We start from the raw sequence: 26,993 nt of genomic DNA, 5'->3' as shown, positions 1-26,993 counted from the left end.
CGGGTGTCTCAACGCCTGGGCCTGGGGAGTCGCGCATGTGAACCCGGTTGGGCGGCAACCTAGACTGGGTGGCGTGCTGAATCGGATCGACCTGCGCGGCTCCCGCCGGGACCCGCGCGGTCTGCTGCCCCGTGCCCAGCTCGACGTCTCCGTTGCCGTCGAGAGGATTCGCCCGCTTGTCGAGGCGGTCCATGAGCATGGGTTCAGTGCGATCCGGGAGGCGACCGAGCGGTTCGACGGCGTCACCCTGGAGCGCCTGCGGGTGCCGGCCGAGGCGATCGCCGCGGCCGCCGAGACGCTCGACCCCGAGGTGCGGGCCGCCCTCGTCGAGGCGATCCGGCGGACCCGGAAGGTGCACGCCGACCAGCGCCGCTCCGACGTCACCACCCAGGTGGTCGACGGCGGCACGGTGACCGAGCGCTGGCTGCCGGTGCGCCGGGTGGGCCTCTACGTGCCGGGCGGTCTGGCCGTCTACCCGTCGACCGTGGTGATGAACGTGGTGCCCGCCCAGGAGGCCGGTGTCGAGGGCCTGGTGGTGACGTCGCCGCCGCAGGCCTCCAACAACGGCCTGCCCGACTCGCGGGTGCTGGCCGCGTGCGCGCTGCTCGGCGTCACCGAGGTCTACGCCGTCGGTGGCGCGCAGGCGATCGCGATGCTGGGCTACGGCTCCGACGGGGTGGACGAGGGCGACCGCTGTGCGCCGGTCGACGTGATCACCGGGCCGGGCAACATCTGGGTGACCGCGGCCAAGCGGCTGCTCCAGGGCACCGTCGGCATCGACGCGGAGGCCGGCCCCACCGAGATCGCCGTCCTGGCCGACGACACCGCCGACCCGCGGCACGTCGCGGCCGACCTGATCAGCCAGGCCGAGCACGACCCGCTGGCCGCTTCGGTTCTGGTCACCCCGTCGCTGGAGCTTGCCGACGCGGTCGAGATCGAGCTGGAGAAGCAGGTGACGGCCACCAAGCACCAGGAGCGGGTGCGCACCTCGCTGACCGGCCGGCAGTCCGGTGTGGTGCTGGTCGACGACCTGGAGCAGGGCCTGCGCGTGGTGGACGAGTACGCGGCGGAGCACCTGGAGATCCAGACGAGGGACGCGCGCGAGTGGGCCATGCGGGTCCGTAACGCCGGTGCGATCTTCGTGGGGGCGTACGCGCCGGTGTCGCTGGGCGACTATGCGGCCGGGTCCAACCACGTGCTGCCGACCGCCGGGTGCGCCCGGCACTCGTCGGGGCTGTCGGTGCAGTCGTTCCTGCGGGGCATCCACGTCGTGGAGTACACCGAGGAGGCTCTCCGCGATGTGGCCGGGCACGTGGTGGCCCTGGCCAACGCCGAGGACCTGCCCGCCCACGGTGACGCGGTGAAGGCCAGGTTCCAGTGACGACCATCGACGATCTGCCGATCCGGGACGATCTGCGGGGCAAGTCGCCGTACGGCGCACCCCAGCTGAACGTTCCGGTGCAGCTGAACACGAACGAGAACTCGTACCCGGTGCCGGACGACGTGGTCGAGGCGATCGGCAAGGCCGTGCAGGCCGAGCTGCGTGACCTCAACCGCTACCCGGACCGGGACGCGATCGCGCTGCGCAACGAGCTGGCCGGCTATCTGGGCCACGGCCTGACCACGGCGAACGTGTGGGCCGCCAACGGGTCGAACGAGGTGCAGCAGCAGCTGTTGCAGGCCTTCGGCGGCCCGGGGCGCAGCGCGCTCGGCTTCGGGCCCTCCTACTCGATGCACCCGCTGCTGGCGCAGGGCACCGGCACCCGGTGGATCGGGGCGCTGCGTGACCCCGACTTCGGCCTGCGCCCGGAGGCCGCGGTCGCCGAGATCGAGAAGCACGACCCGGACCTGGTGTTCGTCTGCTCGCCGAACAACCCGACCGGCACGGCCCTCGACCCGGCCGTGATCGATGCGATTCTGAACAGAGCCCGCGGCATGGTGATCGTCGACGAGGCGTACACCGAGTTCTCCCGGCCCGGCACCGCGAGCGCGCTGACCCTGCTGCCGCACCACCCGCGCCTGGTGGTGAGCCGGACCATGAGCAAGGCGTTCGGCTTCGCCGGCGGACGGCTGGGCTATCTGGCCGCCGACCCGGCCGTGGTCGACGCCGTGCAGTTGGTGCGCCTGCCCTACCACCTGTCGGCGATCAGCCAGGCGGCCGCGCGGGCGGCCGTTGTGCATCGGGCGTCGCTGCTGGCCACCGTGGAGGCGATCAAGGAGCAGCGCGACCGGATCGTCCAGGTTCTCCGTGGGCGCGGCGTGCAGGTCGCCGACAGTGACGCGAACTTCGTGCTGTTCGCCACCGGCCCGGACCAGAAAGTCGACTGGCAGGCGTTCCTGGACCGGGGCGTGCTGATCCGGGACGTCGGGCTGACCGGCTGGCTGCGGGTCACCGCCGGCACCGGGGACGAGACCACCGCATTCCTGAACGCCGCCGAGGAGATCCTGTCCGGCGAGCGAAGCGAGCCCATCGGGCGCAGCGCCGCGAACGCGGCTCACAGCCCCGAAGAACGAAGTGAGGAGGGGCTGTGAGCCGTACCGCCCGCATCGATCGCGTCACCAACGAGACCAAGGTGCTCATCGAGATCGACCTCGACGGCACCGGCAAGGGCGACCTGAACACCGGGGTCGGCTTCTACGACCACATGCTCAACCAGCTCGCCAAGCACGGCGGGTTCGACCTCACGGTGCGCTGCGAGGGCGACCTGGAGATCGACTCGCACCACACCATGGAGGACACCGCCATCGCCCTCGGCGAGGCGTTCGCCAAGGCGCTCGGCGACAAGCGGGGCATCCGGCGGTACGGGTCGGCCACCATCCCGATGGACGAGGTGCTGGTCCGGGCCGCCGTGGACCTGTCCGGCCGGCCCTACGTGGTGCACGACGAGCCGCTGCTCACGCCGTACATCGGGCCGGTCTACGCGACCAGCATGACCCGGCACATCTTCGAGGCGTTCGGCCACGCCGCCAAGGTGACCCTGCACGTGGACGTGCTCCGCGCCTGCCGTCCGGGCGGTCACCCGGACGCGCACCACGTGGTGGAGGCCCAGTTCAAGGCGTTCTCCCGGGCGCTGCGGGAGGCTGTCGAGATCGACCCGCGCAACGCCGGTTCGCTGCCGTCCACCAAGGGGGTGCTGTGATCTCGCTGGTGCTGTTCGCGCTCGCCGGGATCCTGCTCGGCGGCGTGATCCAGCTGGTCAAGTCGGGGGCGACCCGGTTCAGCATCGGCATCACCGCGGTGCTGGCGGTGCTCGCGGTCGCCGGCGGGTTCGCCTGGTGGCCCTCGGGGGAGGCGTGATGGCGAAGAGTGTGGTCGTCCTCGACTACGGCTCGGGGAATCTGCGGTCGGCGGAGCGGGCGGTCGCCCGTACCGGGGTCGATGTGACGGTCACCAGCGATCTGGCGGTGGCCGCCGAGGCGGACGGTCTCGTGGTGCCCGGCGTGGGGGCGTACGCGGCCTGCATGGCCGGGATCGAGGCGCTGAACGCCGGACCGGTGATCGCCGAACGGGTGGCGGCCGGAAAGCCGGTGCTGGGCATCTGCGTCGGCATGCAGATCCTCTTCGAGTCCGGCGTGGAGCACGGGGTGGAGACCAAGGGGCTGGGCCTGCTGCCCGGTTCGGTCACGAAGCTGTCCGCGCAGCGGATCCCGCACATGGGCTGGAACACGGTCGACGTCGCGGCGGGCTCCCGGTTGCTGGACGACCTTCCCGCTGGGGCACGGTTCTACTTCGTCCACTCGTACGCCGCTCAGGATCTTGATCTTCTCGACCACGCCCGGGTGACCACCGCGTCGCATGACCGGCCGTTCGTGGCCGTGGTGGAGGCGGGCGCGCTCAGCGCCGCCCAGTTCCACCCGGAGAAGTCGGCCGACTCCGGTTACCTGCTGCTGAGCAACTGGGTCGCGACGCTTTGAGCAAGGAACGTGCCCGGCGCCGGGCCGAGCGGCTCGCCGTCCAGGAGCGGGAGAAGTCGGTCCGTGCCCGCCGGGTGGCCCGCCGGGACCGGCGCCGCGTCTTCCTGCGATCCCTGAAACCACGGTTCGGCCGGGACGGGCGGCTCTATCACCGCAGCCGCCGGCAGCGGATCGGCATCGTGGTCGTCACACTGCTGGCCGTCGCCGCCGTCTGGACGCTCATCCCGGACCTGCCACTTCGCATCATCCTCACCGCCATGCTCGTTCTCGCCGTGCCGGCCCTCGTCGTCGTGGTGCTCGGCCGCCGGGCTTAGCTTCCATCAGGAGAAACATGACCCTCCAACTGCTGCCCGCCGTCGACGTCGCCGAGGGCCAGGCCGTCCGCCTGGTGCAGGGCGCCGCCGGCTCGGAGACCGCCTACGGCGACCCGCTGGAGGCCGCGCTGGCCTGGCAGAACGACGGCGCCGAGTGGATCCACCTGGTCGACCTGGACGCGGCGTTCGGCCGTGGCTCCAACGCCGGCCTGCTCGCCGACGTGGTGCGGCGGCTCGACGTGAAGGTGGAGCTGTCCGGCGGCATCCGCGACGACGAGTCGCTGACGCGGGCGCTGGCCACCGGCGCCCAGCGGGTCAACATCGGCACCGCCGCGCTGGAGGACCCGGAGTGGTGCGACCGGATCTGCGGCGAGTACGGCGACCGCGTGGCGATCGGCCTGGACGTGCGCGGGCGGACGCTGTCGGCGCGCGGCTGGACCCGTGACGGCGGCGACCTGTACGAGGTGCTGGCCCGGCTGGACAAGGCGGGCGCGTCCCGCTACGTCGTCACCGACATCACCAAGGACGGCACCATGCGCGGCCCGAACCTGGACCTGCTGCGCGAGGTGTGCGCCGCCACCGACAAGCCGGTCATCGCCAGTGGTGGCGTCTCCACCCTGGACGATCTGCGGGCCCTGGCCACCCTGGAGCCGGTCGGGGTGGAGGGGGTCATCGCGGGCAAGGCGCTCTACGCGGGCGCGTTCACCGTACGAGAAGCTCTTGCCGTTCTCGGTTGATCTTCCAAGCCTCACGTAGTGCCTGCTCAGCGGCCCGGATGGCGGGCCGGGCCGCTGAGGAGTCGCGCCAGGCAAGAACCACGCGGCGAGTAGGTGTCGGATTTATCCGGACAATCCGGATGCCCTCCGGCAGGGAAGAGCGTGCCAGCCGAGGAATGAGCCCGACCCCGAGCCCGGCGGCGATCAGCGTCAACTGCGTCTCGAACTCGCCCACCTGGAAATCCGGCACCACCCCGGGCAGCTGGCGGATCAGGTACTCATAGCAGACGTCGCCCGCCCGGACGCCGATCCAGCGCTCGTGACGGGCTTCCTCCAGGGCGATGGTCCCGGCAAGGCGATGATCATGCGGCACGACCAGGTCGGCGTGATCCTCCCCGAGCGTGATCTTCGAGACCCCGTCCGGATAGCGCAGCGCCACCTCCGGCCAGTCGTCCAGCACCGCGAGATCGACATGGCCGCGGCGCAGCAGGTCGAGCCCCTCGTGCGGATTCACCTCGATCAGCCCGGTGGTCAACTGCGGATGATCGGTGGCCAGGCGGCGCAGGGCGTGCGGCATCAGCGCCCGGCAGGCGGTCGCGAAGGCCGTCATGGTGAGCCGCCCGGTGACCGTGTCCCGGTGCGCGGCGAGCGCCGTCTCCGCCTCGTCCAGGCTGGTCAGCACCCGCTCGGCATGATCGGCGAGGACCCGCCCGGCCTCGGTGAGCCGCAGCCGCCGCCCGTCCTTCTCGACCAGCGTGGCGCCGGTCTCCCGCTCCAGCTTGGAGAGTTGCTGGGAGACCGCCGACGGGGTGCAGTGCAGCGCCTGGCCGGCGGCGAGCACCGTGCCGTAGCTGGCCACCGCGTGCAGCGCCCGGAGCCTCCCCACGTCAATCATGTAGCGATGCTACATCGACGGTGTAGCTTATTTTGCTGGTGCTTAACGTTCCGGCCGGGCGAGGCTGGGCCCCATGAGACCGCGTGACCTCGCCCTCGCCGTCGCCGTGGCGGCCGTCTGGGGATTCAACTTCGTCGCCATCGACGCCGGGCTGGAGCACTTCCCGCCGCTGCTCTTCTCCGCCCTGCGGTTCGGCCTGGCCGCCTTCCCGGCGCTCCTGCTGGTCGGCCGCCCGCAGGTGCCGTGGCGCTGGCTCGTCACGGTCGCCCTGGTCCTCGGCGTGGTCAAGTTCAGCCTGCTCTTCATCGGGATGCACGCCGGGATGCCGGCCGGCCTCAGCTCGCTGGTCCTCCAGAGCCAGGCGATCTTCACGATGCTCTTCGCCACGCTGTTCCTGCGTGAGCGCCCCCGCCCGGTGCAGTTGGCCGGGCTGGCGGTGGCGATCGCCGGAATCGCCGTGGTGGCCACCCGGATGACCGCGAACCTGCCCGCCTTCCTGCTGGTCATCGGCGCGGCCGCGGCCTGGGGCGTGTCGAACGTCGCCACCCGGAAGGCGTCGCCGCCGGACACCCTGCGCTTCATGGTCTGGGTGAGCGCCCTGGCCACCGGCCCGCTGATCATCCTCACCCTGCTGGTCGACGGCCCGGCCGCCGACCTGGCCGCGCTGCGTGCCGTCGACACCGAGGCGGTGCTGGCGCTGCTCTACATCGCACTGATCTCCACCCTCGCCGGGTTCGCCGGCTGGGGCTACCTGATGCGGCGGTACGGCGCATCGACCGTGGCCCCGTTCTCGATGCTCGTCCCGTTCTTCGGCATCGCCTCGGCCACCCTGTTCCTCGGCGAGCGGATCCACGGCGCCGACGTCGCCGGCGGCGCGCTCGTGGTCTGCGGCGTGCTTTTGGGACTGGTCAGGTCCCGCCCGGCCCGGAAACCGGAGCTGGTTAGGGTGGGAGCATGACGGTCGCCGTGCGTGTGATCCCCTGCCTGGACGTGGACGCCGGCCGGGTGGTGAAGGGTGTCAACTTCGTCGACCTGCGCGACGCCGGCGACCCGGTCGAGCTGGCCGCCGCCTACGACGCGGCCGGCGCCGACGAGCTGACCTTCCTCGACGTGACCGCGTCCTCCGACGACCGGGGCACCATGCTCGACGTGGTCCGGCGCACCGCCGAGACGGTCTTCATCCCGCTCACCGTGGGCGGCGGCGTCCGCTCCCCGGAAAATGTGGACGTGCTGCTGCGCGCCGGCGCCGACAAGGTCGGGGTGAACACGGCGGCCATCGCCCGTCCCGCGCTCATCTCCGAAATCGCCGAACGGTTCGGCAACCAGGTGCTGGTGCTGTCGCTGGACGTGCGGCGCTCCGGCGAGCAGCCGAGCGGCTGGGAGGTCACCACGCACGGCGGCCGCCGCAGCGCCGGGCTCGACGCGATCGAGTGGGCCGCGCGGGTGGCCGAGCTGGGCGCCGGGGAGATCCTGCTCAACTCGATGGACGCCGACGGCACCAAGGCCGGTTTCGATCTCGGCCTGATCCGGGCGGTGCGGGCGGTCGTCGACATCCCGGTGATCGCCAGCGGCGGTGCGGGCGCGGTCGAGCACTTCCCGCCGGCCGTCGAGGCGGGGGCGGACGCGGTGCTCGCCGCCAGCGTCTTCCACTTCGGCGACCTCACCATCGGCGAGGTCAAGGACAGCTTGCGGGCGGCCGGAAACCCGGTCCGCTAGCGGCCGTGCCAGCCGGAGGCTGAATCAGCGCCCATCTGCCAGCCGGAGACTATATTCGCGTACCGCGGCGTTGTAGGCCCGCTCGTCCAGCGTCCACTCGGTCCAGCCGGGCCGGGCCGCGCGGTTGAGTTGCGTCTGCAACGTCATCACGGCCGACGACAGCCCACTGAACGGCCGGGTCCGCCAGAGCTGCTCACCGGCCGGGGCGACCTCGAACACGTCGTCGTCCACGGTGATCAGCCCGGCCCCGGACAGCCGGCGGATCGACTCCTCGAGATCCTCGCGGGCGGGCACGCTGTGGTGCAGGAAATCCGCCGCGGCCAGCAGGTCGGCCAGCGTCGCCCCGGTCACCGGCAGCGCCGCGTGCAGTGCCCGGTCACGCTCCAGGCGCTCGGCGATGACCGCGGAGACGAAGATCCAAGCGTCGTTCCAGTTCCAGTCACCGGCCCCCATGCCGCAATGATGCCGTGCCGTCGGCGTACCCGGAAGCGAATGTGTCCGGAAGATCACTGCCGGCCGGTCGCCGGACGGTCAGCAACGGCAGGAACAGGTGCACCAGCGGACCGATCGCCAGCGCGTACGCGACAGTGCCCACCCCGACCGTCCCACCCAGCAGGAAACCGGCGCCCAGCACGGTCACTTCGATGCCGGTACGGATCACCCGCAGCGACACCCGCGGGAACCGCCCGGCCAGCCCGGTCATCAGCCCGTCGCGCGGCCCCGGCCCCATCCGGCTGCCGATGTAGAGGCCGGTCGCGAACCCGTTCACCAGGATGCCGCCGACCAGATAGCCGACCCGGCCCGGCATCGTGGCGGCGGACGGCAGCACCGCGAGGGCCGCGTCCGCCGCGAAGCCGACCACGACCAGATTGGCCACCGTGCCGAACCCGGGCCGCTGCCGCAACGGGATCCACAGCAGCAGCACGGGGATGCCGGTCAGCAGCACCACCCAGCCGAAACTGACTCCGGTGACCTCGGAGACGCCCTGGTGGAAGACGTCCCACGGGTTGAGGCCGAGGCCCGACTCCACCATGAGGGCCATGCTGGCTCCGTAGAGGACGAGACCGGCGAACAGTTGGGGGACACGGCGCAGCAGGCTCATGACAGCCACTCTTCATGCCAATCGGTCGGTGCTAAAGTGCCAATTCATCGGAGGTGGCTATGACGACGTCGGTACGTGGAGACCAATTGGCCCGCCTGCTCGGCCGGTGGCACGCACTGCCGGGCCGGCGCCGCAGCCCCGACTACGCCGCCCTGGCCGCCGCCGTCCGCGGGCTGCTGTCCGACGGGCGGCTCGCGCTGGGTGTCCGGCTGCCGGCCGAACGGGAGCTGGCCGAGGCGCTCGCGGTCAGCCGGACCACCGTGTCCGCGGCGTACCGGAACCTCCGCGAGACCGGCCACCTCACCAGCCGGCGTGGCGCCGGAAGCTGGACCACCCTGCCGCACGGGCACCGGGTGGCCACCTCCGGCCTGTGGACGCCCGACGACGACCTCGGCATGATCGACCTCGGGGTGGCGGCCTCCGCGGCGCCGGTCGAGCTGGTCCCGGCCGCCCGCGCCGCCGCCGACGACCTGCCCCGCTACCTGGGCAGCGCCGGCTACCACCCGGCCGGGCTCCCCGAGTTGCGGGCCGCCGTCGCCGAGGCCTACTCGGTCCGGGGCGTGCCCACCTCGGCCGAGCAGATCCTCATCACCAGCGGCACCCAGCAGGCCCTCGACCTGGTGCTGCGCCTGTCCGTGCCGGTCGGGGCGCCGGTCCTCGTGGAGACGCCCACCTACCCGAACGCGCTGGCCGCCCTCGCCGCCCGCCGCGCCCGGATCAGCACCCACGGCCTCGACGTCGAGGCCGGGTGGGACGGCGAGATGCTGCTCGGCGCGCTGCGCCAGACCCGGCCGCGGATGACCTACGTGATCCCCGAGTTCCACAACCCCACCGGCCACCTGATGCCGGCCTCGCTGCGCGAACGCCTCGTCGCCACGGCACACGCGACCGGCACCGAACTGATCGTCGACGAGTCGTTCGTGGACCTTCCGCTCGACGGGGCGCGGATGCCGCCGCCGGTCGCCGTCTTCGACCGGCACTCCCGGGTCACCTCGATCGGCGGCATGAGCAAGGCGTACTGGGGTGGCCTGCGGATCGGCTGGGTGCGCGCGTCCGCGCCGGTCGTGCAGCGGCTGGCCGCCATCCGGGTCGGCGTCGACATGGCCAGTCCCGTTCTCGAACAGCTCGTCGCGGTCCACCTGCTCCGCAACTCCGCGGAGATCGTCGCGGCACGCCGGGCCCAGCTGCGGTTCCGCCGCGACGCCCTGGTCGCCGAACTCCGCGACCGCCTCCCCGAATGGCGTTTCATCACCCCGGCCGGCGGCGTCACCCTCTGGGCCGAACTCGACGGCCCCATCTCCAGCGCCCTCTCCCGCGCCGCCGAGGACGTCGGCGTCCGACTGGCGCCCGGTCCCCGCTTCGGCCTCGACGGCACCCTCGAACGCTTCCTGCGCCTACCCTTCACCCTCCCGGCCGACGACCTGGTCGAGGCCGTCCGCCGGATCGCCTCCGTCCGCCACGACCTCGACCACGCCCCCGGCCCGTCCTGGCGCTCACCCGCCGTCATCGCCTGACCTCCCTCTCCGGCAGGCCACCCACTCTCCGCGGTTCCTCGCGCTTCTTCACACCCGTTTCCGGTACGGCGTGCGCCGCCTTGCCGAATCGTGGCCGTCCCGCCGGCGCCGCGCGAGCATCTGCCGTGCCCCGGCCTGTGCCGCGCCCGCCGGGCTCAGATCGGTGGTCCCGCTTCCCGCGATCACCTGCCGCCCCAAGGCCGCGGCGCGCCCGCCGGCCAGTCAGTGGTCCAGCCGGCTCTGGAAGCTTGCCGGTCAGATCAGCCAGGCGCCGTCGCGCATCAGGGTGCGGCCGCGGATCTCGTCGACCTCGCGCCAGGCCTGGACGCGGTCCGGGCGCAGGATCAGGAAGATGTACGACGGACCGGCCGTGCGCGGATCCCAGTCGTTCTGACCGGCGTAGGCCTCGCCGATCCCGGGCGCCTCGGAGACCGGAAGCCAGCGGTCCAGCACGGTGTCGATCATGATGACGTCGCGGGTGGGGCCGAGTCCGACGCGTGCCTTGCCGGTGGCGATCAGGCTGCGGGCGGTCGGCGACTCCCGGTCGGTGGCCAGGACGATCCGGTCCTCGTACCAGGCGAGGGTGAGCGGCACGAGATACGGCCCGTCGGTCGCCACCCACGCGTCCACAGTGGGGGCGGCGAGACGGGCGAGGGTGTCGGCCTTGCGCTGGGCTCGTGTTCTCACGACATCGCTCATGGCCGCCAAGCCTAGACGCGCTCCCGATCCTGCCCGGCCACCGATCTGCGCCCGGCGGGCGCGGCACGGGCTGGGGACGGCAGGTGATCGCGTGGCGCCGGCGGGACGGTCAGGTTTCGGCGGGGGCGGCGTACGCCGTACCGGGAATGGGGTTGGAAACGAACGACGGCCGGCAGGCCCTGATGGACCGCCGGCCGTCGCGAGGATCGGGTCAGATCTGGGCGAGGCTGCCCTCGTACATCTTGTCGATCTCGTCGGAGAAGTTGGCCTCGACGCTGCGGCGCTTGATCTTCATGGACGGGGTGACCTCGCCCGCCTCGATGCTCAGGTCGCGCGGCAGGAGGGTGAACTTCTTGATCGTCTCCCAGCGGTTCAGCTTGCCGTTGAGCTCCTGGATGTAGCCCTCGACCAGGGCGATCGTCTCCGGCGCGGCCACGATCTCGGCGTAGGACTTGCCGGCCAGCGGGCCGGACGCCGCCCACGTGACGATGGCTTCCTCGTCGAGGGCGATCAGCATGGTGACGAAGTTGCGGTTCTGGCCGATGACGACCGCCTGCGAGGTGTACGGGCAGACCGCCTTGAACGAGCCCTCGATCGCGGACGGGGCGATGAACTTGCCGCCCGACGTCTTGACCAGGTCCTTCTTCCGGTCCGTGATCTTGAGGTAGCCGTCGGCGTCGATTTCGCCGATGTCGCCGGTGCGCAGGAAGCCGTCCTCGGTGAACGCCTCGGCGGTGGCCTCCGGCAGGTTGTGGTAGCCGCGCATCACCGGGGCGCCGCGCATCAGCACCTCGCCGTCGGTGTCGATGCGGACCTCGAGGTCGCCGAGCGGCTGGCCGACCGAACCGATCCTGAGCTTTCCGCGGCGGTTCACGAAGTTGGCGGCGCAGGCCTCGGTCATGCCGTAGCCCTCGAGGATCTGGAGGTTGGCCGCCGCGAAGAACTCGGAGATGTCGCGGCTGAGCGCGGCCGAACCGCTGACCAGGACCTTGATGTTGCCGCCGAGCTTGGCCTGGAGCTTGGAGAAGACCAGCTTCTCGGCGATCGAGTACTGGAACGCCAGGCTCGCCGGGACCGGCTTGCCGGCCTGCTGGAGAGCCACCCGCTTCTTGCCGGTGGCGACCGCCCAGCTGAAGATCTTCGGCTTCAGGCCGGTGCCGGAGAGGCCGCTCGTGACGGTCTTGTTGTAGACCTTCTCGTAGATGCGCGGCGGGGCGCACATCAGGGTCGGCTTGATCACCGCGAGCAGGTCGATCAGCCGGTCCACACGGCCGTCGACGTAGGTCGGGACGCCGACGTGCAGGATGCCGCAGAGCAGCGTCTTGCCGAACGCGTGCGACATCGGCAGCCACAGGTAGTGCAGGTCGGTCGGCGAGAACAGGCCGAGGCTCTCCTGCGCGACGCCCTCCCACGTCCAGCCGCGGTGCAGCAGCTCGACGCCCTTGGGCCGGCCGGTGGTGCCGGAGGTGTAGATCAGGGTGGCCAGGGTGTCCGGGCCGAGCTGGGCGACCACGTCGTCGATGAGGCTGGGCTCGCGGGTCAGCGCCTCGGCGCCGAGCTTCTCCAGGTCGGCGAGGGTGATCTGCGGCGGGGTGGCGCCGGCGTCGGCCGGGCCGTCGATCAGCACCACCTTGGTGATGGCGGTCTCCGCGCCGGAGATCTTCAGGGCCTGCTTCGCGTTCTCCGCGATCAGGATCTTCGACCCGGAGTCGGAGACGATGAACGCGGTGTCCTCCGGCTCGGTGGTCGGGTAGACCGTGGTGGCGGCCGCGCCGGCCACGTTGATGCCGAGGTCGGCGAGGATCCACTCGAGCCGGGTGTTGGACAGGATCGCGACCCGGTCCTCCAGGCCGACGCCGAGCTCACGCAGGCCGGCGCCGATCGCCTTGACCCGCTCGCCCACCTGTCGCCAGGTCAGCCAGTCGGCGCCGGTGTCCGTCGCGTTCGGCCCGGCCAGGGCCTGGGCGTCGGGGGTCTTGGCCACGCGCTGGAAGAGCATGTCCGGGATCGACCGGTAGGGAACCTCGAGAGCCATCGGGCGACCGCCTTCAACCTGAACGGGGGGTAGGTAACGTGAGTGTTACCGCACAGTAATGGGCGCACGGCAGCACGGGAAGAGTCTGTATCAATCGCACCCATCCTAGTCAGCGGACGGGCCGGGTCCAGAGCACCGCACATCTCGCATTAGGTTGCCGCCATGACATTCCTGGTGATCGGCGGCACCGGCATCGACACCGTGGTGCCCGTGGCGGACCTGCCCGTGCTCGGCGCGGACTCGGCCCGGCCGCAGGGGCCCATCCTCGATCACGTCTCACACACCGGGACCTGTGTGGCGCTCGCGCTGCGTGCGCTCGGTGAGCGGGTCTCGGTGATCGACACGGTCGGTGACGACGAGCCGGGCGGCCGGGTCCGGGCGGCCTTCGCGGAATGGGGCATCGGTCTGCGTGCCGCGCCCGCCCCGGCCGGCACCCGCCGGGCGGTGAACCTGATGAGCCCGGACGGCCGGCGGCTGTCGCTGTACGACGGGCGCGACGTCCCTGGATACCGGCTTCCGGTGGAGTACCACCAGCCGCTGCCGGCGGACGTCCGGCACGTCCACGTGACGATCATGGACTACGCCCGGCATCTGCTGCCCGACCTGCGTGCGGCCGGTGTGTCGATCTCCACCGACCTGCACGACTGGGACGGCGAGAACCCGCACCACCTGGACTTCGCGCTCGGCGCCGACATCGTCTTCGTGAGCGGTGTGCAACTCGCCGACGGCGCCGCCGAGCGGATCCTGGCCGAGGGCGTGGCCACCAGGGTCGTGGTGACGAACGGCGGCAAGGGCGCCGACCTGTACACGGCCGGCGGCCTGACCCACCGGGACGCGGCCGACCCGGGCGCGCCGATCGTGGACACCAACGGCGCCGGTGACGCGTTCGCGGCGGCGTTCCTCTCCGCCTGGCTGTCCGGCGCCGGCGACGACGCGTGCATGGACCGGGCGGTCATCGCCGGGGCGTACGCGTGCACCGCCCCGGTCGGCGCCGGCTCGTTCATCGACCGGGACACCCTGACCGCCCGATGGGCCTGATCGTCGCGGCCGCCTACGCCGAGGACTCCTCGCAGGCCATCTCCGGGGCCGCCGGCGCGCTGACCGGGGAGGGCCTGGCCCTCCCGCGGCCGCTGACCGCCTGATAGAGCACCGCGCCGCCGGCGATCACCAGGCTGAGCAGTGCCGGCCACCCGTTGAGCCAGAGCAGCCCCGTCACCGCCACGAACGCGATCCCGGCCACCACCCGGGACCAGCCGGCCGGCAGCAGGCGCAGCGCGGCCGCCGTGCCGATCACGTAGACCAGCGTGAAACAGCCGGTCACCAGCAGGGCGGCGGTGTGCAGCTCGAGCGGCAGCAGGACGGCCACGATGCTGCCCAGCAGGATGAAGGTCAGCGACCGGCGCTGGGTGCCGAACACCCGGGCCGGCAGGGAGCCCTCGGCCGCCAGCGCCGCGCCGAGACGGCTCGCCCCGGCGAAGTACGCGTTGACCGCCCCGAGGGTGAGCACCACCGCCATGATCGCGGTGACGATCCGGACCGGGCCGCCCAGGCCGATCGCGAGCAGGTCGGCCAGCGGCGCCCGGCTGCCGGCCAGCGCCGGGCCCAGGGCCAGCACACTGACGGTGGCGACGGCCAGGTAGAGGACACCCACCACGGCGACCGCGATCAGGGTGGCGCGGGGGACGTCGCGGCGCGGGTCGCGGTACTCCCCGGACAGCGAGGACAGCGCCTCCCAGCCGGCGAAACCCCAGACCAGCAGGGCCGCGGCGGCGCCGATCCCGGTCCAGCCGTGCGGGGTGAACGGGGTGAGGTTCGCGAGGTCGGCGTGCGGCAGGGCGGCCACCACGGTGACCACCAGCAGGGTGGCCAGGGAGATCGACAGGGCCAGCTGGACCCGGCCGGAGACGCGCAGGCCGAACCAGTTCATCGCGTACGCCGTGCCGACGATCGCCAGGAAGGCGGCCAGTTCGGTGAGCCGGCCGCCGCCCAGGATGTCGGAGACGTACCCGCCGGTGAAGCCGACCGCGACCGGCGCGCCGAGCGGGACCGCGAAGTAGAAGCACCAACCGACCACGGCCGCCACCCGCCGGCCGAACGCCATCTGCGCGTAGGTGGACACCCCGCCGCCGTCCGGGTAGCGGGCGCCGAGTGCCGCGAAGGTCCAGGCCAGCGGGGCGGACAGGACGATCAGGGTGAGCCAGGCGACGAGGGAGGCCGGGCCGGCGGCCTCGGCGGCGAGCGCGGGCAGCGAGATCAGCCCGGTGCCCAGGACGGCACCGACGGAGAGCGCGGCGCCCTGGGCGACGGACAGATTGGAGCGAGCGGACATGGTGTCGAACCTAGGACCGGTCCGGCCTGTCGATCGAGCCATTTCCCGGCACCCGTGATGGGCCACTCAGATGCCCAGGCGGGCCGTTCGAAGCCGTTCCACCACCTCGGGTGCGCCGTCGACGGTGACCCGGGCGGCCCGCTGCCGGCCGAAGAAGAACACCGCCAGCTCGCCGACCTCACCGGCGACCCGGACCTGCGGGCCGTCCCCGTCGCGGACCGCCGGGAACCCGGTCGGCTCGATCGCGGCGGTGACACCGAGGCGGCGCAGCCCGGCCCTGGCGATCAGCCGGACGTTGCGCCAGAGTGCGGCCTCCAGCTCCCGGTCCAGGACGCGGGGCTGCCACGTGCCGCCGCCGCGCCGGACGTCCTCGTGATGGATGAACATCTCCATGGTGTTGGCCAGCGGATCGACGAGCGGGTTGCTCACCGGGCTCCACACCGGCGGGGTGCGCAGCTGGGCGATCAGATCCGGGTACGGCATGGCGGCGCGGGCCAGGCGCACCCTCTCCCCGTACCCGGCCAGCGGGCGGATCAGCAGCCCGACCGCGGAGTCCGGACGGCGCTCCCGGACCACGATGTGCGCGGCCAGGTCCCGGGTGGTCCAGCCGGTGCAGAGCGTCGGCGCGTCCGGTCCCTCGCTCAGGAGCAGGTCGGCCAGCGTGGCCCGCTCGGCCCGGGCGTAGTTGGTCATGGATCGATGGTAGGCCTCGATGTAATTGTGGCCACACTGTAAACAACCTGTATGGGCGGCAGGATGGACGGGTAAGGCCGGTCCTCCCGGCGAACACTTACCAGTCAGGTAGGACATTGAGCAGCGGTACCGGCAACGACGTGCTGGGACGGGGACTGCGGGTGCTCGGGAAAGCGATCCGGGCGGAGCCACGGCTCTTCGTCGTCAGCTCGCTCGGCAGCAGCCTCTTCGGACTCCTCATCATCGCGAACTCGTACGTCGTCGGGTCTCTGATCGGCGATGTCGTGGCGCCCGCCTTCGCGGCACACCGGGTGAGCGCCGCGGGCCTCGCGCTGGCCGTCGCGGCCCTGCTGGGGATCAGCGCGCTGCGGGTGGCGAGCATCTTCGCCCGCCGGCTCGGGGCCGGGTTCATGCAGTTCCGGCTCCAGGCGCGGTACCGGCGGGCGGTGACCCGCCGCTATCTGTCGCTGCCGCCGGAGTGGCATCAGCGGCACGCCACCGGCTCGCTGCTGTCCAACGCCAGCTCCGACGTCGAGGCGGCGTTCGCGCCGATCGCGCCGCTGCCGTTCGCGGTCGGCACGATCGTGATGCTCCTCGGCGCGATGATCGCGCTCTTCGTCACCGACTGGGTGCTGGCCATGGTCGGTGTCGCGCTGTTCCCGGCGCTGTTCGCGCTGAACTTCTTCTACTCGCGGCGGATGTCGCCGCGGCAGATCCACGCCCAGCGGATGCGGGCCAAGGTCGCCACCGTGGCGCACGAGAGCTTCGACGGCGCGCTGGTGGTCAAGACGATGGGCCGGGAGGCCGACGAGTCGCGCCGGTTCGCCGTCTTCGTCACCGAGCTGCGCGACGGCCTGGTCGCGGTCGGCCGGCTGCGCGGCGTCTTCGACCCGTTGATGGAGAGCCTGCCCAGCGTCGGCACCCTGGCCGTGCTGGTGCTGGGCACCTGGCGGTTGCAGAACGGCGCGGTCACCGTGTCCGAGGTGATCAGTGTGGCCTTCCTGTTCACGGTGCTGGCGTTCCCGGTGCGCGCGATCGGGTGGGTGATCGGCGAGCTGCCGCGCAGCGTGGCCGGATGGGACCGGGTCCAGGCGGTGCTGTCGGCGGAGGGCGATCTCCGGTACGGCGACGGCGAGCTGCCCGGCGACGGACCGGCCGAGCTGCGGTTCGACCGGGTCGGCTACCGGTACGCCGACGGGCCGCCGGTGCTGTCCGAGGTGAGCTTCGCCGTACCGGCGGGCCGGACGGTGGCCCTGGTCGGCGCGACCGGTTCCGGCAAGTCGACGATCGCCGCGCTGGCGCTGCGCCTGGTCGACCCGGACTCCGGCAGTGTGTCCCTCGACCGGGTGAAACTGCCCGACCTGTCGGCGGACGCACTGGCCGGGGCGGCCGCGCTGGTGCCGCAGATCCCGTTCGTGTTCGACGACACGGTCCGCGGCAACGTGTCCCTGGACCGGCCCGGCGTCGGCGACGACGAGGTGTGGGCGGCGCTGCGGCTGGCCCAGGCCGAGCGGTTCACCGGCGGGCTGCCGGAGCGGCTGGACACCGCGGTCGGCGAGCGCGGCACCTCGCTGTCCGGTGGGCAGCGGCAGCGGCTCACCCTCGCCCGGGCGCTGGCCGGCCGGCCCCGGCTGCTGGTGCTCGACGACGCCACCAGCGCGGTCGACCCGCGGGTGGAGGCGGCCATTCTCGGCGCGCTCCGGGCGGCGGGGACGTCGCTGCTGGTGGTGGCGTACCGGCGGGCCAGCATCGCGCTCGCCGACGAGGTGGTCTACCTGCATCAGGGCCGGGTCGTGGCGACCGGCACGCACCAGGAGCTGATGGCCACCCAGGAGGGGTACCGGGAACTGGTCACGGCGTACGAGAAGGCGGACAAGTGAGCGACGTCGGAACCTTGGGCACCCTGCGGCGTGGGCTGGCGCTGTCGCCGGAACTGCGGACCGGGCTGGCCGGCACGATCGCGCTGGCGGTGCTCCAGATGGCCGGCCGGGTGTCGGTGCCGGTCGCCGTGCAGCAGTGCATCGACCACGGCATCAACGGCCCGTCCGGCCCGGACACCCGGCTGGTGCTGGGCTACGTGACGATCACCCTGATGGTGCTGGCCGTGTCGACGTTCTGCGGCTTCCTGATGACCCGGCGGCTGTTCACGGTCAGCGAGACGGCGCTCGGCGGGCTGCGGTCGCGGACCTTCCGGCACATCCACGACCTGTCGATGCTGCACCAGCAGTCCGAGCGGCGCGGTTCGATGGTCTCCCGGGTCACCGGCGACGTGGACCAGATCTCGGTGTTCCTCCAGACCGGCGGCGTGCAGCTGATGCTCGCCAGCGGTCAGCTGATCGTCTCCTCGGTGGTGATGTTCGCGTACTCGTGGCAGCTCACCCTCGTGGTGCTGCTCGCCTTCGGCCCGGCCGTCGCGGTGATCCGGCTGTTCCAGAAGCGGCTGGCGTCGGTCTATCGGACGGTCCGCGAGCGCAGCGGCGTGCTGCTCGGCACCGTCGCGGAGAGCGTGGTGGGCGCCACGGTGATCCGCTCGTTCGGGGTGGCCGGGCGGACCGAGAAGCGCATCGACACCGCCGTGGACGATCTGCGGACCGCCCAGCAGCGGGCCATGCGCACCAGCGTCACCAGCTTCTCCAGCGGGGAGATCGGCGCCGGCCTGGCCCTGTCCGGGGTGGTCGTCGTCGGCACCCTGCTCGGGGTGGACGGCGACATGACGGTGGGCCGGCTCACCGCGTTCCTGTTCCTGGTGACGCTCTTCATCCAGCCCGTACAGATCGCCACCGAGCAGCTCAACGAGGCGCAGAACGCGGTGGCCGGCTGGCGGCGCATCCTGGACGTGCTGGACGTCGACCCGGACGTGGCCGACCCCGACGACGAGGGTGTGGAACTGCCCGCCGGCCCGCTGTCGGTGCGCTTCCAGGACGTGTCGTTCCGCTATCCGGGCGGCCCGATCGTGCTCTCCGGCGTGGACCTGGAACTCGGGGCGCGCCGCAAGTACGCGGTGGTCGGCGAGACCGGCAGCGGCAAGACCACCTTCGCCAAGCTGCTCACCCGGCTGATGGACCCGGCCGAGGGCACGGTCCTGCTCGCCGGGGTGCCGCTGACCGCGGTGCGGTTCTCGTCACTGCGGTCGCGGGTGGTGATGGTGCCCCAGGACGGATTCCTGTTCGACGCGACGATCGCCGAGAACATCCGGTTCGCCGAGCCCGCGCTCACCGACGGCGAGCTGCGGGAGGCCTTCACGGAACTGGGGCTGGGGGACTGGCTCGCCGGCCTGCCGGCCGGGCTCGACACCCCGGTGGGGGAGCGCGGGGAGGCGCTCAGCGTCGGGGAGCGCCAGCTCGTCGCGCTGGTCCGGGCGTACGTCGCGGACCCCGACCTGCTGGTGCTGGACGAGGCGACGAGTGCCGTCGACCCGGCCACCGAGGTCCGCCTCCAGCATGCGCTCGACCTGGTGACCCGGGGCCGGACCACGGTCGCCATCGCGCATCGCCTGTCGACGGCCCAGGCCGCCGACGAGGTCATCGTGGTGGATGCGGGCCGCGTCGTACAACGCGGCCCGCACTCCGTCCTCCTCACCGAGGAGGATTCGATCTACGCCAAGCTCTACGCCAGCTGGTTGGAACAAACACGCTGACCGGCTTTCGTGGTGCGCCGGTGAGATGAGCGCGTCGCCCGCCGCGGCTGCACGGTTCGCGCAGCCGCGGCGAGAGGCCCGCCATTTCAGCGATTCAAGAGCCTGTTGCTTATCGGGCGTAGTACTCGACGACCAGCTGCTCGTCACAGAGCACCGGGACCTCGGAGCGCTGCGGGGCACGGATCACCGTGGCGCGCAGCTCCTCGAGAACGGTCGACAGGTACGGCGCGGTCGGGCCGTCGATGTGCGTGCCGGTCGCGGCGATCTGGAACGGCGGCTTCGAACGGGAGGTCTCCTTGACCTCGATGACCTGACCCGGCTTGAGCTTGTAGCCGGGGCGGTCCACCTTCTTGCCGTCCACGGTGAAGTGACCGTGCACGACGAGCTGGCGGGCCTGGTAGATGGTCCGGGTGAAACCGGCGCGGAACACCGTGGCGTCCAGCCGGCGCTCGAGCAGCGTGACCATCGTCTCGCCGGTCTTGCCCTCGGCCTTGTGGGCGGCGTCGTACGCGGCCCGCATCTGGACCTCGCTGATGTTGTACTGGTGGCGCAGGCGCTGCTTCTCGAGCAGCCGGACCTGGTAGTCCGAGCTCTTACGCCGGCCACGGCCGTGCACGCCCGGCGGGAACGGGCGCCGCTCGAAGTACTTGACGCACTTACGCGTCAGAGGGATGCCGAGAGCTCGGGAGAGCTTGGCTTTGGGTCGAGAGTTGTTCAACTGCGATCTCCTGTTACGGTAAGCCTTGCCTAACTTAGGTAAGCCTAACCGGTGCCCGGAGGTGCTCGTCATGCAACCCAGTCCCGCCGAGATCGCCCGCACGCTCGCCGCCGGTCACCTGCCCGCCGTCGCCCACATCGCCTGCCGTCCCGGCCCGATTCCGGTCCGGCACGTCACCGATGCACAGGGACGCGTGCTTCTGCTAGTGCCTAGCGAGGGTACCCTCGCCGGCGCTCTGCGCCCACAGGAGGGCAACGACGACACCGCCCTGGTCCTGGACATTCGGGACGTCCCGCCGATGGCGTCCTCGCCCTCGCTGGGCCGGATCTGGGTCTCCGGCTGGGCCGCCGAACTGTCCGGTGACGACGCCCGTGTCGCCGCCCTGGACTACGCCGACACCGACGCCTGCGGCGACCTGCTGGACATCGGCGACGGTCAGCGCCTCTACCGGATGGAGGTCGCCGAGGTCCGTCACGAGCGCAACGACAAGCTCGTCGAGATCGACCCGGACGACTACGCCGAGGCGACCCCGGACCCGCTGCGGACCGTCGAGTTCGATCTGATCGCCGATCTGGCCGATCACCACATGGCCGAGATGAGCGACTACGTACGCCGTCAGCTGGGTGAGGCCGCCCGCCCGGGCGACGAGCCCAAGGTCGTACGGATGGACCGTTACGGCTTCCTGGTCCGCATGGGCGGCCGCAGCGCCCGCCTCGCCTTCCCCCGCCCGGTCACCGACCGGCACGACCTGGCACACCTGCTGCACCCGGTCCTCTGCCGCCGCTGCTGCGACAACGCGGCCTGAGGACCCCTGAACGAGGCGGGCTCCCGCGGCCCAACCTTCTGCCGCCGTCAGGCCGTGGGAGCCCGGCCTCTGCCCTGCCACCCGGTGCCGCGGGTGGCAGGGCCCTTACTCTTCCGCGATTCCCGTCACAGGGACAGGATCCGGTCCAGGAATTCCCGGTAGCCGCGCATCGCCATCCGCATGCTCTCGGTGTCCGGCGTGCCGGTGCCGCGCAGCGGGTCGAGCTCGTCGCGCTCGGCGAGCAGCACCTCGGTCAGTTCGTTGACCGCGTCGGTGAGCAGGTCGTGCGCCCGGGTCAGGGCCCGCTCCGGGTCGTCGACGAACTCGGCCTTCACCTCGTGCCACGCCGCCCGGAAGTGCCGGGCCGCGTCCTCGTCCCAGACGGTCCGGCCGATCACCGGCCGTGACTCCTCGGCGGCCGGCTCCTCCTCTTCCTCACGGGCCCGGCGGCCCGCGCGGCGCACCGGCTCGATGTCCTCCAGGCTGGCCGAGCGGCGCGCCGACGGGATCTGCTCCTCGACGACCGTCTCCTCCCGGGCGCGGAGGCCCGGGATGCTCACCGTGAGGCCGCCCAGGGCGTCACCGCCGGCGAACGACGGGAACTCCGGCGGGGCGGGAGCGGCCGGGGTGACCGAGGCCACGCCGTACGCCTCCGGTGGCCGGCCCAGGCTGTAGCCGGACGAGGCGAAGCCGAAGCCGCCGTCGGTGGCCGGCGGCAGGTCCGGGTAGCCGGAGGTGTCCTCCGCCGGCGGCCGGGTGGCCGGGATCTGCACCTGCGCCGGCGACACCGGGGCCGGCACCGCCGGATCGGCGGGCTCGGCGCTCTGACCCTCCGGGCCGCCCGGCTGGCCGGAGACCGGATGCAGGGTGCCGGCCGGATGGTCCGGGGTGAAGTCGGCGACCGTGTACGGGTTCGGCGCGTAGGCCGGCGACACCGGGGCGCCGGAGACCGGCCCGCCCGAGATCGGCGTGACCGGCTGCACGGTGCCGGGAACGCTGGCCCAGCCGGCGGCGGGCCGCTGCGGCTCCGCCGGGACCTGGCCCGGCGTCTCCTCGGCCGCCGTGTCCGCGACCGCGTCGGCGGCCTGCGCGTAGCCGGGCGCCCCTGCCCGTCCGTTCATGTCCTCACGTCCGTTCTCGTCGCTGGGTTCCGCCACCTCGGCGGCGTCCTGATCGGCGTCGGCGTCCGCCGTCGCCTCGCCGGCCGGCTCCTGGCCGTCCGGGGAGGCCTCGGGCTCCTCGTCGCCGTCCTCCGCCACCGTCGCGGGATCGTCGCCGTCCCGGCCGCCGAAGAGGAGTCTCCCGGCACGCCCGCCGAGGCCGAAGCCCCCGACGCCCTCGGGCTCGGAGGACTCTACGTCCTGCGGCGGCTCCGGCCCGTCGTCCGGAGGCACTGAGTGATCAGGATCGCCGTGCCTTTCCCGGGCCGGTGGAGCGGGTGCCGGACGGCCGCCGGCGGACCCGCTCCGGGCGGCCGCACGGTTCAGCCCGAACGGGTCTGCCGGGCCGCCCGCCGAGGCGATCGGCGCCAGTGGCGGGATGGGACGGCTGCGGAAGGTGCCCAGCTTCGACCCGGTGAGCAGATCGGCCGGCGTCTCCAGGGGCTCGGGCGCGAGGGGCGGCTCCGGGGCCACCGGATCGTCCGTATCCGGTCGCACCTGCCAGAACCGTGCGAGGCCGTGCGAGGGCCGCGTGTTGTCTTGGCTGGACGTCGGCTCCATGGGGTTCACCACTCCCGTCGCGAGGCGGCGCCCGCCGGGATTGCCGTATGCCGCTGTGGTGGAGCAGGGCGGGCGCTCCCGGCGACGGTACCGCCCCGGATCGTCCCGCACATCCCCGGTTACCGGATCGTGGGCCCTGGAGCGGGTCGTTACAGGATGCGAAGACGATGGGGGAGAATCCAGTCCGTGCCCGAAGCTGAGACCATCCTCGACCCGGCGATCGCCGCCCGCCTCAAGCGCACGCCCGACGGTCTCGTCGCGGCGATCGTGCAGGAGCACGGCACCGGCGACGTGCTCATGCTCGCCTGGATGGACGACGAGGCGCTGCGCCGCACGCTGACCACCGGCCGCGCCACCTACTGGTCGCGCAGCCGCGGGGAGTACTGGGTGAAGGGCGCCACCTCCGGCCACCACCAGCACGTCAAGGGCGTCTCGCTGGACTGCGACGGCGACGCGCTGCTGGTCACCGTGGTGCAGACCGGCGCCGCCTGCCACACCGGCACCCACACCTGCTTCACCGACGATCTGTTGGAGGCACAGTGACCAGCGGAGTGACCGTCCCCGACGAGGCGGCTTTCGTCGGCACGAGGCGCCGGGTCGTCCCGGTCACCCGCAAGCTGCTGGCCGACGGCGAGACCCCGGTGGGCGTCTACCGCAAGCTGGCCGGCGGCCCGGGCACCTTCCTGCTCGAGTCGGCGGAGCAGGGCCTGGCCTGGTCCCGGTACTCGTTCGTCGGAGTGCGCAGCGCGGCCACCCTGGTCGAGCGGTACGGCCAGGCGGAGTGGCTCGGTACTCCTCCGGACGGCGTACCCCTGGGGGGTGATCCGGTCGTGGCCCTGCGCGAGACGGTGGCCGCGCTGACCGGTGGCCCGGCCGCCGACGGCGCTCTGCCGCCGCTGACCGGGGGCATGGTCGGCTACCTCGGCTACGACCTGGTCCGCCGGTTCGAGCGGCTGCCGTCCACCGCGGCCGACGATCTGCGGCTGCCCGAGCTCGGCATGATGCTGGCCACCGACCTGGTGGTGCTGGACCATCACGAGGGCTCGGCGCTGCTGGTGGCCAACGCGGTGCTGCCGGAGGACGCCGACGACGCGGCCCGGCGGGCGGCCTACCACCAGGCGGTCGGCCGGCTGGACGCGATGACCACCGCGCTGTCGCGGCCCACGCCGCCGATGGTGTCCACGGTCGAGCGCCGCCCGGCCGGGGAGCCGGTCAGCCGCACCCTGCCGGGGGAGTACCAGAAGGCGGTCGAGGAGGCCAAGGAGGCGATCCGGGCCGGCGAGTGCTTCCAGATCGTGGTGGCGCAGCGGTTCGAGCGGCCCACCGACGCCGACCCGCTGGACGTCTACCGGGTGCTGCGGGCCACCAACCCGAGTCCCTACATGTACCTGCTGCGCTTCGACGACTTCGACATCGTCGGCTCGTCGCCGGAGGCGCATCTCAAAGTCAGCGCGAACCGGACGGCGCTGCTGCATCCGATCGCCGGCACCCGCTGGCGCGGCGCCACCCCGGAACAGGACGCGGCGCTCGCCGCCGAGCTGCTGGCCGACCCGAAGGAGCGGTCCGAGCACGTGATGCTGGTCGACCTGGGCCGCAACGACCTGGGCCGGGTCTGCGAGCCGGGCAGCGTCGAGGTGCCGGAGTTCGCCCGGATCGAGCGGTACAGCCACGTCATGCACATCGTGTCGACCGTTACCGGGCGGCTGCGCGAGGACCGGTCGGCGTTCGACGCGCTGGCCGCCACGTTCCCGGCCGGCACCCTGTCCGGGGCGCCGAAGGTCCGGGCCATGGAGATCATCGAGAGCCTGGAGCCGACCCGGCGTGGTCTCTACGGGGGGACGGTCGGCTACTTCGGCTTCGCCGGGGACATGGACATGGCCATCGCCATCCGGACCGCGCTGATCAAGGACGGGGTGGCGTACGTGGGTGCCGGCGCCGGCATCGTGGCCGACTCCGACCCGGCCGCCGAGGAGCAGGAGACCCGCAACAAGGCCGCCGCCGTGCTGGCCGCCATAGCCTCGGCCGAAACCCTGCGCGCCGCCAGATGAGCGAGCTTGCGAGCGAATCGGTCAGCTCAGTGCAGCTCTCGTCGCGGCGCCGGAGCGCAGCGGAGGCGCCGCGATGAGCCGTAGGGGTCCGTTGGCCGCGGTCGTGTCCTGCCTGGCCGGGGCCGGTCTCGCGCTCTACGCGGCCACCCGGGTGTGGGCGGTCCAGGTGGAGCGGCGGCCGGGCCTGTCCGATCTGCGGACCGAGCAGACCGGCGCCGACGTGGAGCCCTGGCTGATCGGCCTGGCCGTGGTGGCGCTCGCCGGGACGGGCGCGCTGCTGGCCACCCGCGGTGTGGCCCGGCGGCTGCTCGGTGTGCTGCTGATCGGGGCGGCGGCGGGAATCGTGGCGGGCGCCGTGCTGGCCCGGGTCACGCTCGACCCCGGCGCGGCCGGGACGGCCGGCTCGATCTGGCCGGTGCTGTGCGTGCTGGGCGGCGCGGCCGTCGGGGTGGGCGGCCTGCTGGCGGCGCGGCACGGCCATCTCTGGCCGGCCATGTCCGCCCGGTACGAGCGCGCCGCACCCACCGCCGCGGAGCCGATGGACGGAACCCGGGAACTGTGGGACGCCCTCGATCGGGGGGATGATCCGACCGCGCGGGGCCCGGATCACCCGTAAGAGTCAGGTCAGACGGCCAGCGAGCGGGCGCGGCGGGGCCGGGACGCCGGACGGGTGGCGATCATGGCGGCGACCGCGCGGGCGGTCTCCGCGCGGGCCGCGGCCCGGGCCCGGTCGGCCTGGATGGCGTCCCACGCGTTGTCGCGCGCGGTCCGCACGTTGTCCGATCCGACGACGGCGCGCTGCACCCCGGTGGCGACCTCGGCCGCGACGGACACCAGGACCCGTGAGACGGCGGCGAAATTCATCGGCTGGTTCAGCATGTCGGTGGCCATGGGTCGACTCCGCATCAATCGTCCGGCTGGCTGACGGCGTCCTGACGGCGCCGGGACAAGTCTGCCCGAGTCACATGATGGCCGAGTCCTATTTCCGCACGGTGACACCCGTGTCAACGTGGAGTGGCATCGGCCGAATGGAGGAGGTTCCCCAGTACAGCGGGGCGCGAGCGGCGTCACCATGTGAGGGATGAGACATCGGCGCGGGGCAGCCTGGCATTATGCCGGAGTCCATTCCGTGAGGCGCGCCATACCCCCAGGAGGCCGTCACCCCCTGTCACCTCCTAGCATCAGGCCGAAGACACCCGGAGAGGGGAGTCATTAGGTGACATCCGATCAGGCGGAAGCGGGCAGTGGCGGACCCGCGCGCGGAGCGGCTTCGCAGAACGTGCTCGAGGAGATCCTCGCCGGCGTCCGCGAGGACGTAGCGGCGCGGCAGGCGGCGATGCCCCTGGAGAAGGTGCGTGAGCTCGCGGCGGCGGCGCCGCCCGCGATCGACGCGTACGCGGCGTTGCGCAAGCCGGGGGTGGCGGTGATCGCCGAGGTGAAGCGGGCGTCGCCGTCCAAGGGCGCACTCGCCGACATCCCGGACCCGGCCGAGCTGGCCGGGGAGTACGCGGCCGGCGGTGCCCGCTGCATCAGCGTCCTCACCGAGGGCCGCTGGTTCGGCGGCTCGCTCGACGACCTCGCCGCGGTCCGTGCCGCGGTGCGGATCCCGGTCCTGCGCAAGGACTTCGTGGTCTCCAGCTACCAGGTGCACGAGGCCCGCGCGCACGGTGCCGACCTGGTCCTGCTGATCGTCGCCGCACTGGAGCAGAACGTTCTGGTCGGCCTCCTCGAGCGCATCGAGTCGCTGGGCATGACGGCCCTCGTCGAGGTGCACAACGAGGAGGAGGCGGATCGGGCTCTGGAGGCGAACGCGAAGGTCATCGGCGTCAACGCCCGGGACCTGCGCACCCTTCAGGTGGACCGGTCGGTGTTCGAGCGCATCGCGCCCGGCCTGCCGCAGAACGTCGTGAAGATCGCCGAGTCCGGTGTGCGAGGCCCGCACGACCTGATCCGGTACGCGTCGGCCGGCGCCGACGCGGTGCTGGTCGGTGAGGGCCTGGTGACCCAGAAGTCGCCGCGCGACGCGGTGGCCGAGCTGGTCAACGCCGGCAACCACCCGGCGACCCCGAGGCCCGTTCGATGACTGAATCATTGGAGAAGACCATGAACCAGAGCGCGCGCGGTCATAACGCGTCT

Annotated in this window: 28 protein-coding genes; 18 read left to right on the top strand and 10 right to left on the bottom strand. The window is 72.4% G+C overall.

The annotated features are described in order from the left end of the window. The first annotated feature begins 73 nt into the window (after positions 1 to 73). The 7 genes from hisD to priA are packed head-to-tail and all read left to right on the top strand — an operon-like array spanning position 74 to position 4,966. A complete protein-coding gene (gene hisD / locus KZ829_RS10085) occupies positions 74 to 1,381 on the top strand; it encodes a histidinol dehydrogenase (RefSeq protein WP_220143564.1) in 1,308 nt (435 codons plus the stop codon). Next, positions 1,378 to 2,532 (top strand): histidinol-phosphate transaminase, encoded by a 1,155-nt coding sequence (locus KZ829_RS10080; protein WP_308285416.1) that lies wholly within the window; start codon positions 1,378 to 1,380, stop codon positions 2,530 to 2,532. Before hisD ends, KZ829_RS10080 begins: the two co-directional genes overlap by 4 nt. Further along, the gene (hisB, locus tag KZ829_RS10075; RefSeq protein WP_183217445.1) at positions 2,529 to 3,140 is read left to right on the top strand and encodes an imidazoleglycerol-phosphate dehydratase HisB; all 612 of its coding nucleotides are present in this window, start codon (positions 2,529 to 2,531) and stop codon (positions 3,138 to 3,140) included. Before KZ829_RS10080 ends, hisB begins: the two co-directional genes overlap by 4 nt. After that, complete coding sequence (locus tag KZ829_RS10070) at positions 3,137 to 3,298, top strand: CG2302 family histidine operon protein (protein WP_220143563.1); 162 nt, start codon at positions 3,137 to 3,139, stop codon at positions 3,296 to 3,298. Before hisB ends, KZ829_RS10070 begins: the two co-directional genes overlap by 4 nt. Further along, entirely contained in the window at positions 3,298 to 3,915 is a 618-nt protein-coding gene (hisH, locus tag KZ829_RS10065; RefSeq protein WP_220143562.1) for an imidazole glycerol phosphate synthase subunit HisH, read from the top strand. Before KZ829_RS10070 ends, hisH begins: the two co-directional genes overlap by 1 nt. Further along, positions 3,912 to 4,229 (top strand): hypothetical protein, encoded by a 318-nt coding sequence (locus KZ829_RS10060; RefSeq protein ID WP_220143561.1) that lies wholly within the window; start codon positions 3,912 to 3,914, stop codon positions 4,227 to 4,229. The genes hisH and KZ829_RS10060 overlap by 4 nt, the downstream gene beginning before the upstream one ends. A gap of 17 nt (positions 4,230 to 4,246) precedes the next feature. After that, positions 4,247 to 4,966, top strand: coding sequence for a bifunctional 1-(5-phosphoribosyl)-5-((5-phosphoribosylamino)methylideneamino)imidazole-4-carboxamide isomerase/phosphoribosylanthranilate isomerase PriA (gene priA / locus KZ829_RS10055; RefSeq protein WP_220143560.1), 720 nt, complete (start codon positions 4,247 to 4,249; stop codon positions 4,964 to 4,966). Here priA and KZ829_RS10050 read toward each other — a convergent pair. After that, positions 4,932 to 5,840: a LysR family transcriptional regulator gene (locus KZ829_RS10050; protein ID WP_220143559.1), complete on the bottom strand. Its 909-nt coding sequence runs from the start codon at positions 5,838 to 5,840 to the stop codon at positions 4,932 to 4,934. The genes priA and KZ829_RS10050 overlap by 35 nt on opposite strands. Positions 5,841 to 5,913: 73 nt before the next feature. Here KZ829_RS10050 and KZ829_RS10045 point away from each other — a divergent pair, with 73 nt between their 5' ends. Together KZ829_RS10045 and hisF are read left to right on the top strand one after the other, a co-directional pair. Next, positions 5,914 to 6,798, top strand: a complete 885-nt coding sequence (locus KZ829_RS10045; protein ID WP_220143558.1) for an EamA family transporter — start codon at positions 5,914 to 5,916, stop codon at positions 6,796 to 6,798. Then, entirely contained in the window at positions 6,795 to 7,556 is a 762-nt protein-coding gene (gene hisF, locus KZ829_RS10040) for an imidazole glycerol phosphate synthase subunit HisF (protein WP_220143557.1), read from the top strand. The genes KZ829_RS10045 and hisF overlap by 4 nt, the downstream gene beginning before the upstream one ends. A gap of 24 nt (positions 7,557 to 7,580) precedes the next feature. Here hisF and KZ829_RS10035 read toward each other — a convergent pair whose 3' ends face one another. Next, entirely contained in the window at positions 7,581 to 8,009 is a 429-nt protein-coding gene (locus KZ829_RS10035; RefSeq protein WP_220143556.1) for a hypothetical protein, read from the bottom strand. After that, positions 7,996 to 8,658, bottom strand: coding sequence for a membrane protein YczE (gene yczE, locus KZ829_RS10030; protein WP_246635329.1), 663 nt, complete (start codon positions 8,656 to 8,658; stop codon positions 7,996 to 7,998). Before yczE ends, KZ829_RS10035 begins: the two co-directional genes overlap by 14 nt. A gap of 59 nt (positions 8,659 to 8,717) precedes the next feature. On the opposite strand from yczE, the gene yczR reads away from it, so the two are divergent. After that, complete coding sequence (yczR, locus tag KZ829_RS10025) at positions 8,718 to 10,172, top strand: MocR-like transcription factor YczR (protein ID WP_220143555.1); 1,455 nt, start codon at positions 8,718 to 8,720, stop codon at positions 10,170 to 10,172. Positions 10,173 to 10,427: 255 nt separating this feature from the next. Here the strand turns inward: yczR and KZ829_RS10020 are convergent, their stop codons facing one another. Beyond that, positions 10,428 to 10,871, bottom strand: coding sequence for a pyridoxamine 5'-phosphate oxidase family protein (locus KZ829_RS10020; RefSeq protein WP_220143554.1), 444 nt, complete (start codon positions 10,869 to 10,871; stop codon positions 10,428 to 10,430). Between the two features lie 211 nt (positions 10,872 to 11,082). Next, complete coding sequence (locus KZ829_RS10015; RefSeq protein ID WP_220143553.1) at positions 11,083 to 12,906, bottom strand: AMP-dependent synthetase/ligase; 1,824 nt, start codon at positions 12,904 to 12,906, stop codon at positions 11,083 to 11,085. 162 nt (positions 12,907 to 13,068) lie between these two features. Between KZ829_RS10015 and KZ829_RS10010 the strand changes: the two genes are divergently transcribed. After that, positions 13,069 to 13,944 carry a carbohydrate kinase family protein gene (locus KZ829_RS10010; protein ID WP_220143552.1) on the top strand — a complete coding sequence of 292 codons (876 nt, stop codon included), beginning with the start codon at positions 13,069 to 13,071 and terminating at the stop codon, positions 13,942 to 13,944. 13 nt (positions 13,945 to 13,957) lie between these two features. Here KZ829_RS10010 and KZ829_RS10005 read toward each other — a convergent pair whose 3' ends face one another. Both KZ829_RS10005 and KZ829_RS10000 read right to left on the bottom strand, forming a co-directional pair. Beyond that, positions 13,958 to 15,235: an APC family permease gene (locus KZ829_RS10005; RefSeq protein ID WP_220143551.1), complete on the bottom strand. Its 1,278-nt coding sequence runs from the start codon at positions 15,233 to 15,235 to the stop codon at positions 13,958 to 13,960. 66 nt (positions 15,236 to 15,301) lie between these two features. Beyond that, positions 15,302 to 15,928 (bottom strand): TIGR03085 family metal-binding protein, encoded by a 627-nt coding sequence (locus KZ829_RS10000; protein ID WP_220143550.1) that lies wholly within the window; start codon positions 15,926 to 15,928, stop codon positions 15,302 to 15,304. Positions 15,929 to 16,044: 116 nt separating this feature from the next. Here KZ829_RS10000 and KZ829_RS09995 point away from each other — a divergent pair, with 116 nt between their 5' ends. Further along, on the top strand, positions 16,045 to 17,808 hold the full coding sequence (locus tag KZ829_RS09995) for an ABC transporter ATP-binding protein (protein WP_220143549.1): 1,764 nt from the start codon (positions 16,045 to 16,047) through the stop codon (positions 17,806 to 17,808). Beyond that, positions 17,805 to 19,565 carry an ABC transporter ATP-binding protein gene (locus KZ829_RS09990; RefSeq protein ID WP_220143548.1) on the top strand — a complete coding sequence of 587 codons (1,761 nt, stop codon included), beginning with the start codon at positions 17,805 to 17,807 and terminating at the stop codon, positions 19,563 to 19,565. The genes KZ829_RS09995 and KZ829_RS09990 overlap by 4 nt, the downstream gene beginning before the upstream one ends. Positions 19,566 to 19,674: 109 nt before the next feature. On the opposite strand, the gene rpsD is transcribed toward KZ829_RS09990, so the two are convergent. Further along, positions 19,675 to 20,283 (bottom strand): 30S ribosomal protein S4, encoded by a 609-nt coding sequence (rpsD, locus tag KZ829_RS09985; protein ID WP_220143547.1) that lies wholly within the window; start codon positions 20,281 to 20,283, stop codon positions 19,675 to 19,677. 70 nt (positions 20,284 to 20,353) lie between these two features. On the opposite strand from rpsD, the gene KZ829_RS09980 reads away from it, so the two are divergent. Next, positions 20,354 to 21,088: a DUF2470 domain-containing protein gene (locus tag KZ829_RS09980; RefSeq protein WP_220143546.1), complete on the top strand. Its 735-nt coding sequence runs from the start codon at positions 20,354 to 20,356 to the stop codon at positions 21,086 to 21,088. A 125-nt stretch (positions 21,089 to 21,213) separates the two neighbouring features. Here the strand turns inward: KZ829_RS09980 and KZ829_RS09975 are convergent, their stop codons facing one another. Beyond that, positions 21,214 to 22,746, bottom strand: coding sequence for a hypothetical protein (locus KZ829_RS09975; RefSeq protein WP_220143545.1), 1,533 nt, complete (start codon positions 22,744 to 22,746; stop codon positions 21,214 to 21,216). Positions 22,747 to 22,995: 249 nt separating this feature from the next. Between KZ829_RS09975 and hisI the strand changes: the two genes are divergently transcribed. The 3 genes from hisI to KZ829_RS09960 all read left to right on the top strand — a co-directional run bounded on the left by hisI (position 22,996) and on the right by KZ829_RS09960 (position 25,473). After that, a complete protein-coding gene (gene hisI, locus KZ829_RS09970) occupies positions 22,996 to 23,352 on the top strand; it encodes a phosphoribosyl-AMP cyclohydrolase (protein WP_183217484.1) in 357 nt (118 codons plus the stop codon). Continuing rightward, positions 23,349 to 24,857: an anthranilate synthase component I gene (locus KZ829_RS09965; protein WP_220143543.1), complete on the top strand. Its 1,509-nt coding sequence runs from the start codon at positions 23,349 to 23,351 to the stop codon at positions 24,855 to 24,857. The genes hisI and KZ829_RS09965 overlap by 4 nt, the downstream gene beginning before the upstream one ends. Positions 24,858 to 24,930: 73 nt before the next feature. After that, positions 24,931 to 25,473: a Trp biosynthesis-associated membrane protein gene (locus tag KZ829_RS09960; RefSeq protein ID WP_220143542.1), complete on the top strand. Its 543-nt coding sequence runs from the start codon at positions 24,931 to 24,933 to the stop codon at positions 25,471 to 25,473. Positions 25,474 to 25,481: 8 nt separating this feature from the next. Here the strand turns inward: KZ829_RS09960 and KZ829_RS09955 are convergent, their stop codons facing one another. After that, complete coding sequence (locus KZ829_RS09955; RefSeq protein ID WP_183217489.1) at positions 25,482 to 25,748, bottom strand: hypothetical protein; 267 nt, start codon at positions 25,746 to 25,748, stop codon at positions 25,482 to 25,484. A gap of 388 nt (positions 25,749 to 26,136) precedes the next feature. Here KZ829_RS09955 and trpC point away from each other — a divergent pair, with 388 nt between their 5' ends. Further along, positions 26,137 to 26,940 carry an indole-3-glycerol phosphate synthase TrpC gene (gene trpC, locus KZ829_RS09950; protein ID WP_183218337.1) on the top strand — a complete coding sequence of 268 codons (804 nt, stop codon included), beginning with the start codon at positions 26,137 to 26,139 and terminating at the stop codon, positions 26,938 to 26,940. Positions 26,941 to 26,993 lie beyond the last annotated feature (53 nt).

The sequence above is a fragment of the Actinoplanes hulinensis genome (assembly GCF_019429605.1).
Taxonomy (GTDB): Bacteria; Actinomycetota; Actinomycetes; order Mycobacteriales; family Micromonosporaceae; genus Actinoplanes; species Actinoplanes campanulatus.
The sequence above is the reverse complement of the archived record's forward strand: the minus strand, read 5'-3'. Positions and strand labels throughout refer to the sequence as shown.

Excerpts from the sequence above, each read along its gene's own strand:
- KZ829_RS10045 (WP_220143558.1), top strand. The coding sequence starts at position 5,914 with ATGAGACCGCGTGACCTCGCCCTCGCCGTCGCCGTGGCGGCCGTCTGG.
- KZ829_RS09980 (WP_220143546.1), top strand. The coding sequence starts at position 20,354 with ATGCAACCCAGTCCCGCCGAGATCGCCCGCACGCTCGCCGCCGGTCAC.
- KZ829_RS10035 (WP_220143556.1), bottom strand. The coding sequence starts at position 8,009 with ATGGGGGCCGGTGACTGGAACTGGAACGACGCTTGGATCTTCGTCTCC.
- KZ829_RS10050 (WP_220143559.1), bottom strand. The coding sequence starts at position 5,840 with ATGATTGACGTGGGGAGGCTCCGGGCGCTGCACGCGGTGGCCAGCTAC.
- KZ829_RS10000 (WP_220143550.1), bottom strand. The coding sequence starts at position 15,928 with ATGACCAACTACGCCCGGGCCGAGCGGGCCACGCTGGCCGACCTGCTC.
- yczR (WP_220143555.1), top strand. The coding sequence starts at position 8,718 with ATGACGACGTCGGTACGTGGAGACCAATTGGCCCGCCTGCTCGGCCGG.
- KZ829_RS10010 (WP_220143552.1), top strand. The coding sequence starts at position 13,069 with ATGACATTCCTGGTGATCGGCGGCACCGGCATCGACACCGTGGTGCCC.
- KZ829_RS10015 (WP_220143553.1), bottom strand. The coding sequence starts at position 12,906 with ATGGCTCTCGAGGTTCCCTACCGGTCGATCCCGGACATGCTCTTCCAG.
- KZ829_RS10020 (WP_220143554.1), bottom strand. The coding sequence starts at position 10,871 with ATGAGCGATGTCGTGAGAACACGAGCCCAGCGCAAGGCCGACACCCTC.
- yczE (WP_246635329.1), bottom strand. The coding sequence starts at position 8,658 with ATGAGCCTGCTGCGCCGTGTCCCCCAACTGTTCGCCGGTCTCGTCCTC.
- KZ829_RS10005 (WP_220143551.1), bottom strand. The coding sequence starts at position 15,235 with ATGTCCGCTCGCTCCAATCTGTCCGTCGCCCAGGGCGCCGCGCTCTCC.
- KZ829_RS09955 (WP_183217489.1), bottom strand. The coding sequence starts at position 25,748 with ATGGCCACCGACATGCTGAACCAGCCGATGAATTTCGCCGCCGTCTCA.
- priA (WP_220143560.1), top strand. The coding sequence starts at position 4,247 with ATGACCCTCCAACTGCTGCCCGCCGTCGACGTCGCCGAGGGCCAGGCC.
- KZ829_RS09960 (WP_220143542.1), top strand. The coding sequence starts at position 24,931 with ATGAGCCGTAGGGGTCCGTTGGCCGCGGTCGTGTCCTGCCTGGCCGGG.
- hisF (WP_220143557.1), top strand. The coding sequence starts at position 6,795 with ATGACGGTCGCCGTGCGTGTGATCCCCTGCCTGGACGTGGACGCCGGC.
- hisH (WP_220143562.1), top strand. The coding sequence starts at position 3,298 with ATGGCGAAGAGTGTGGTCGTCCTCGACTACGGCTCGGGGAATCTGCGG.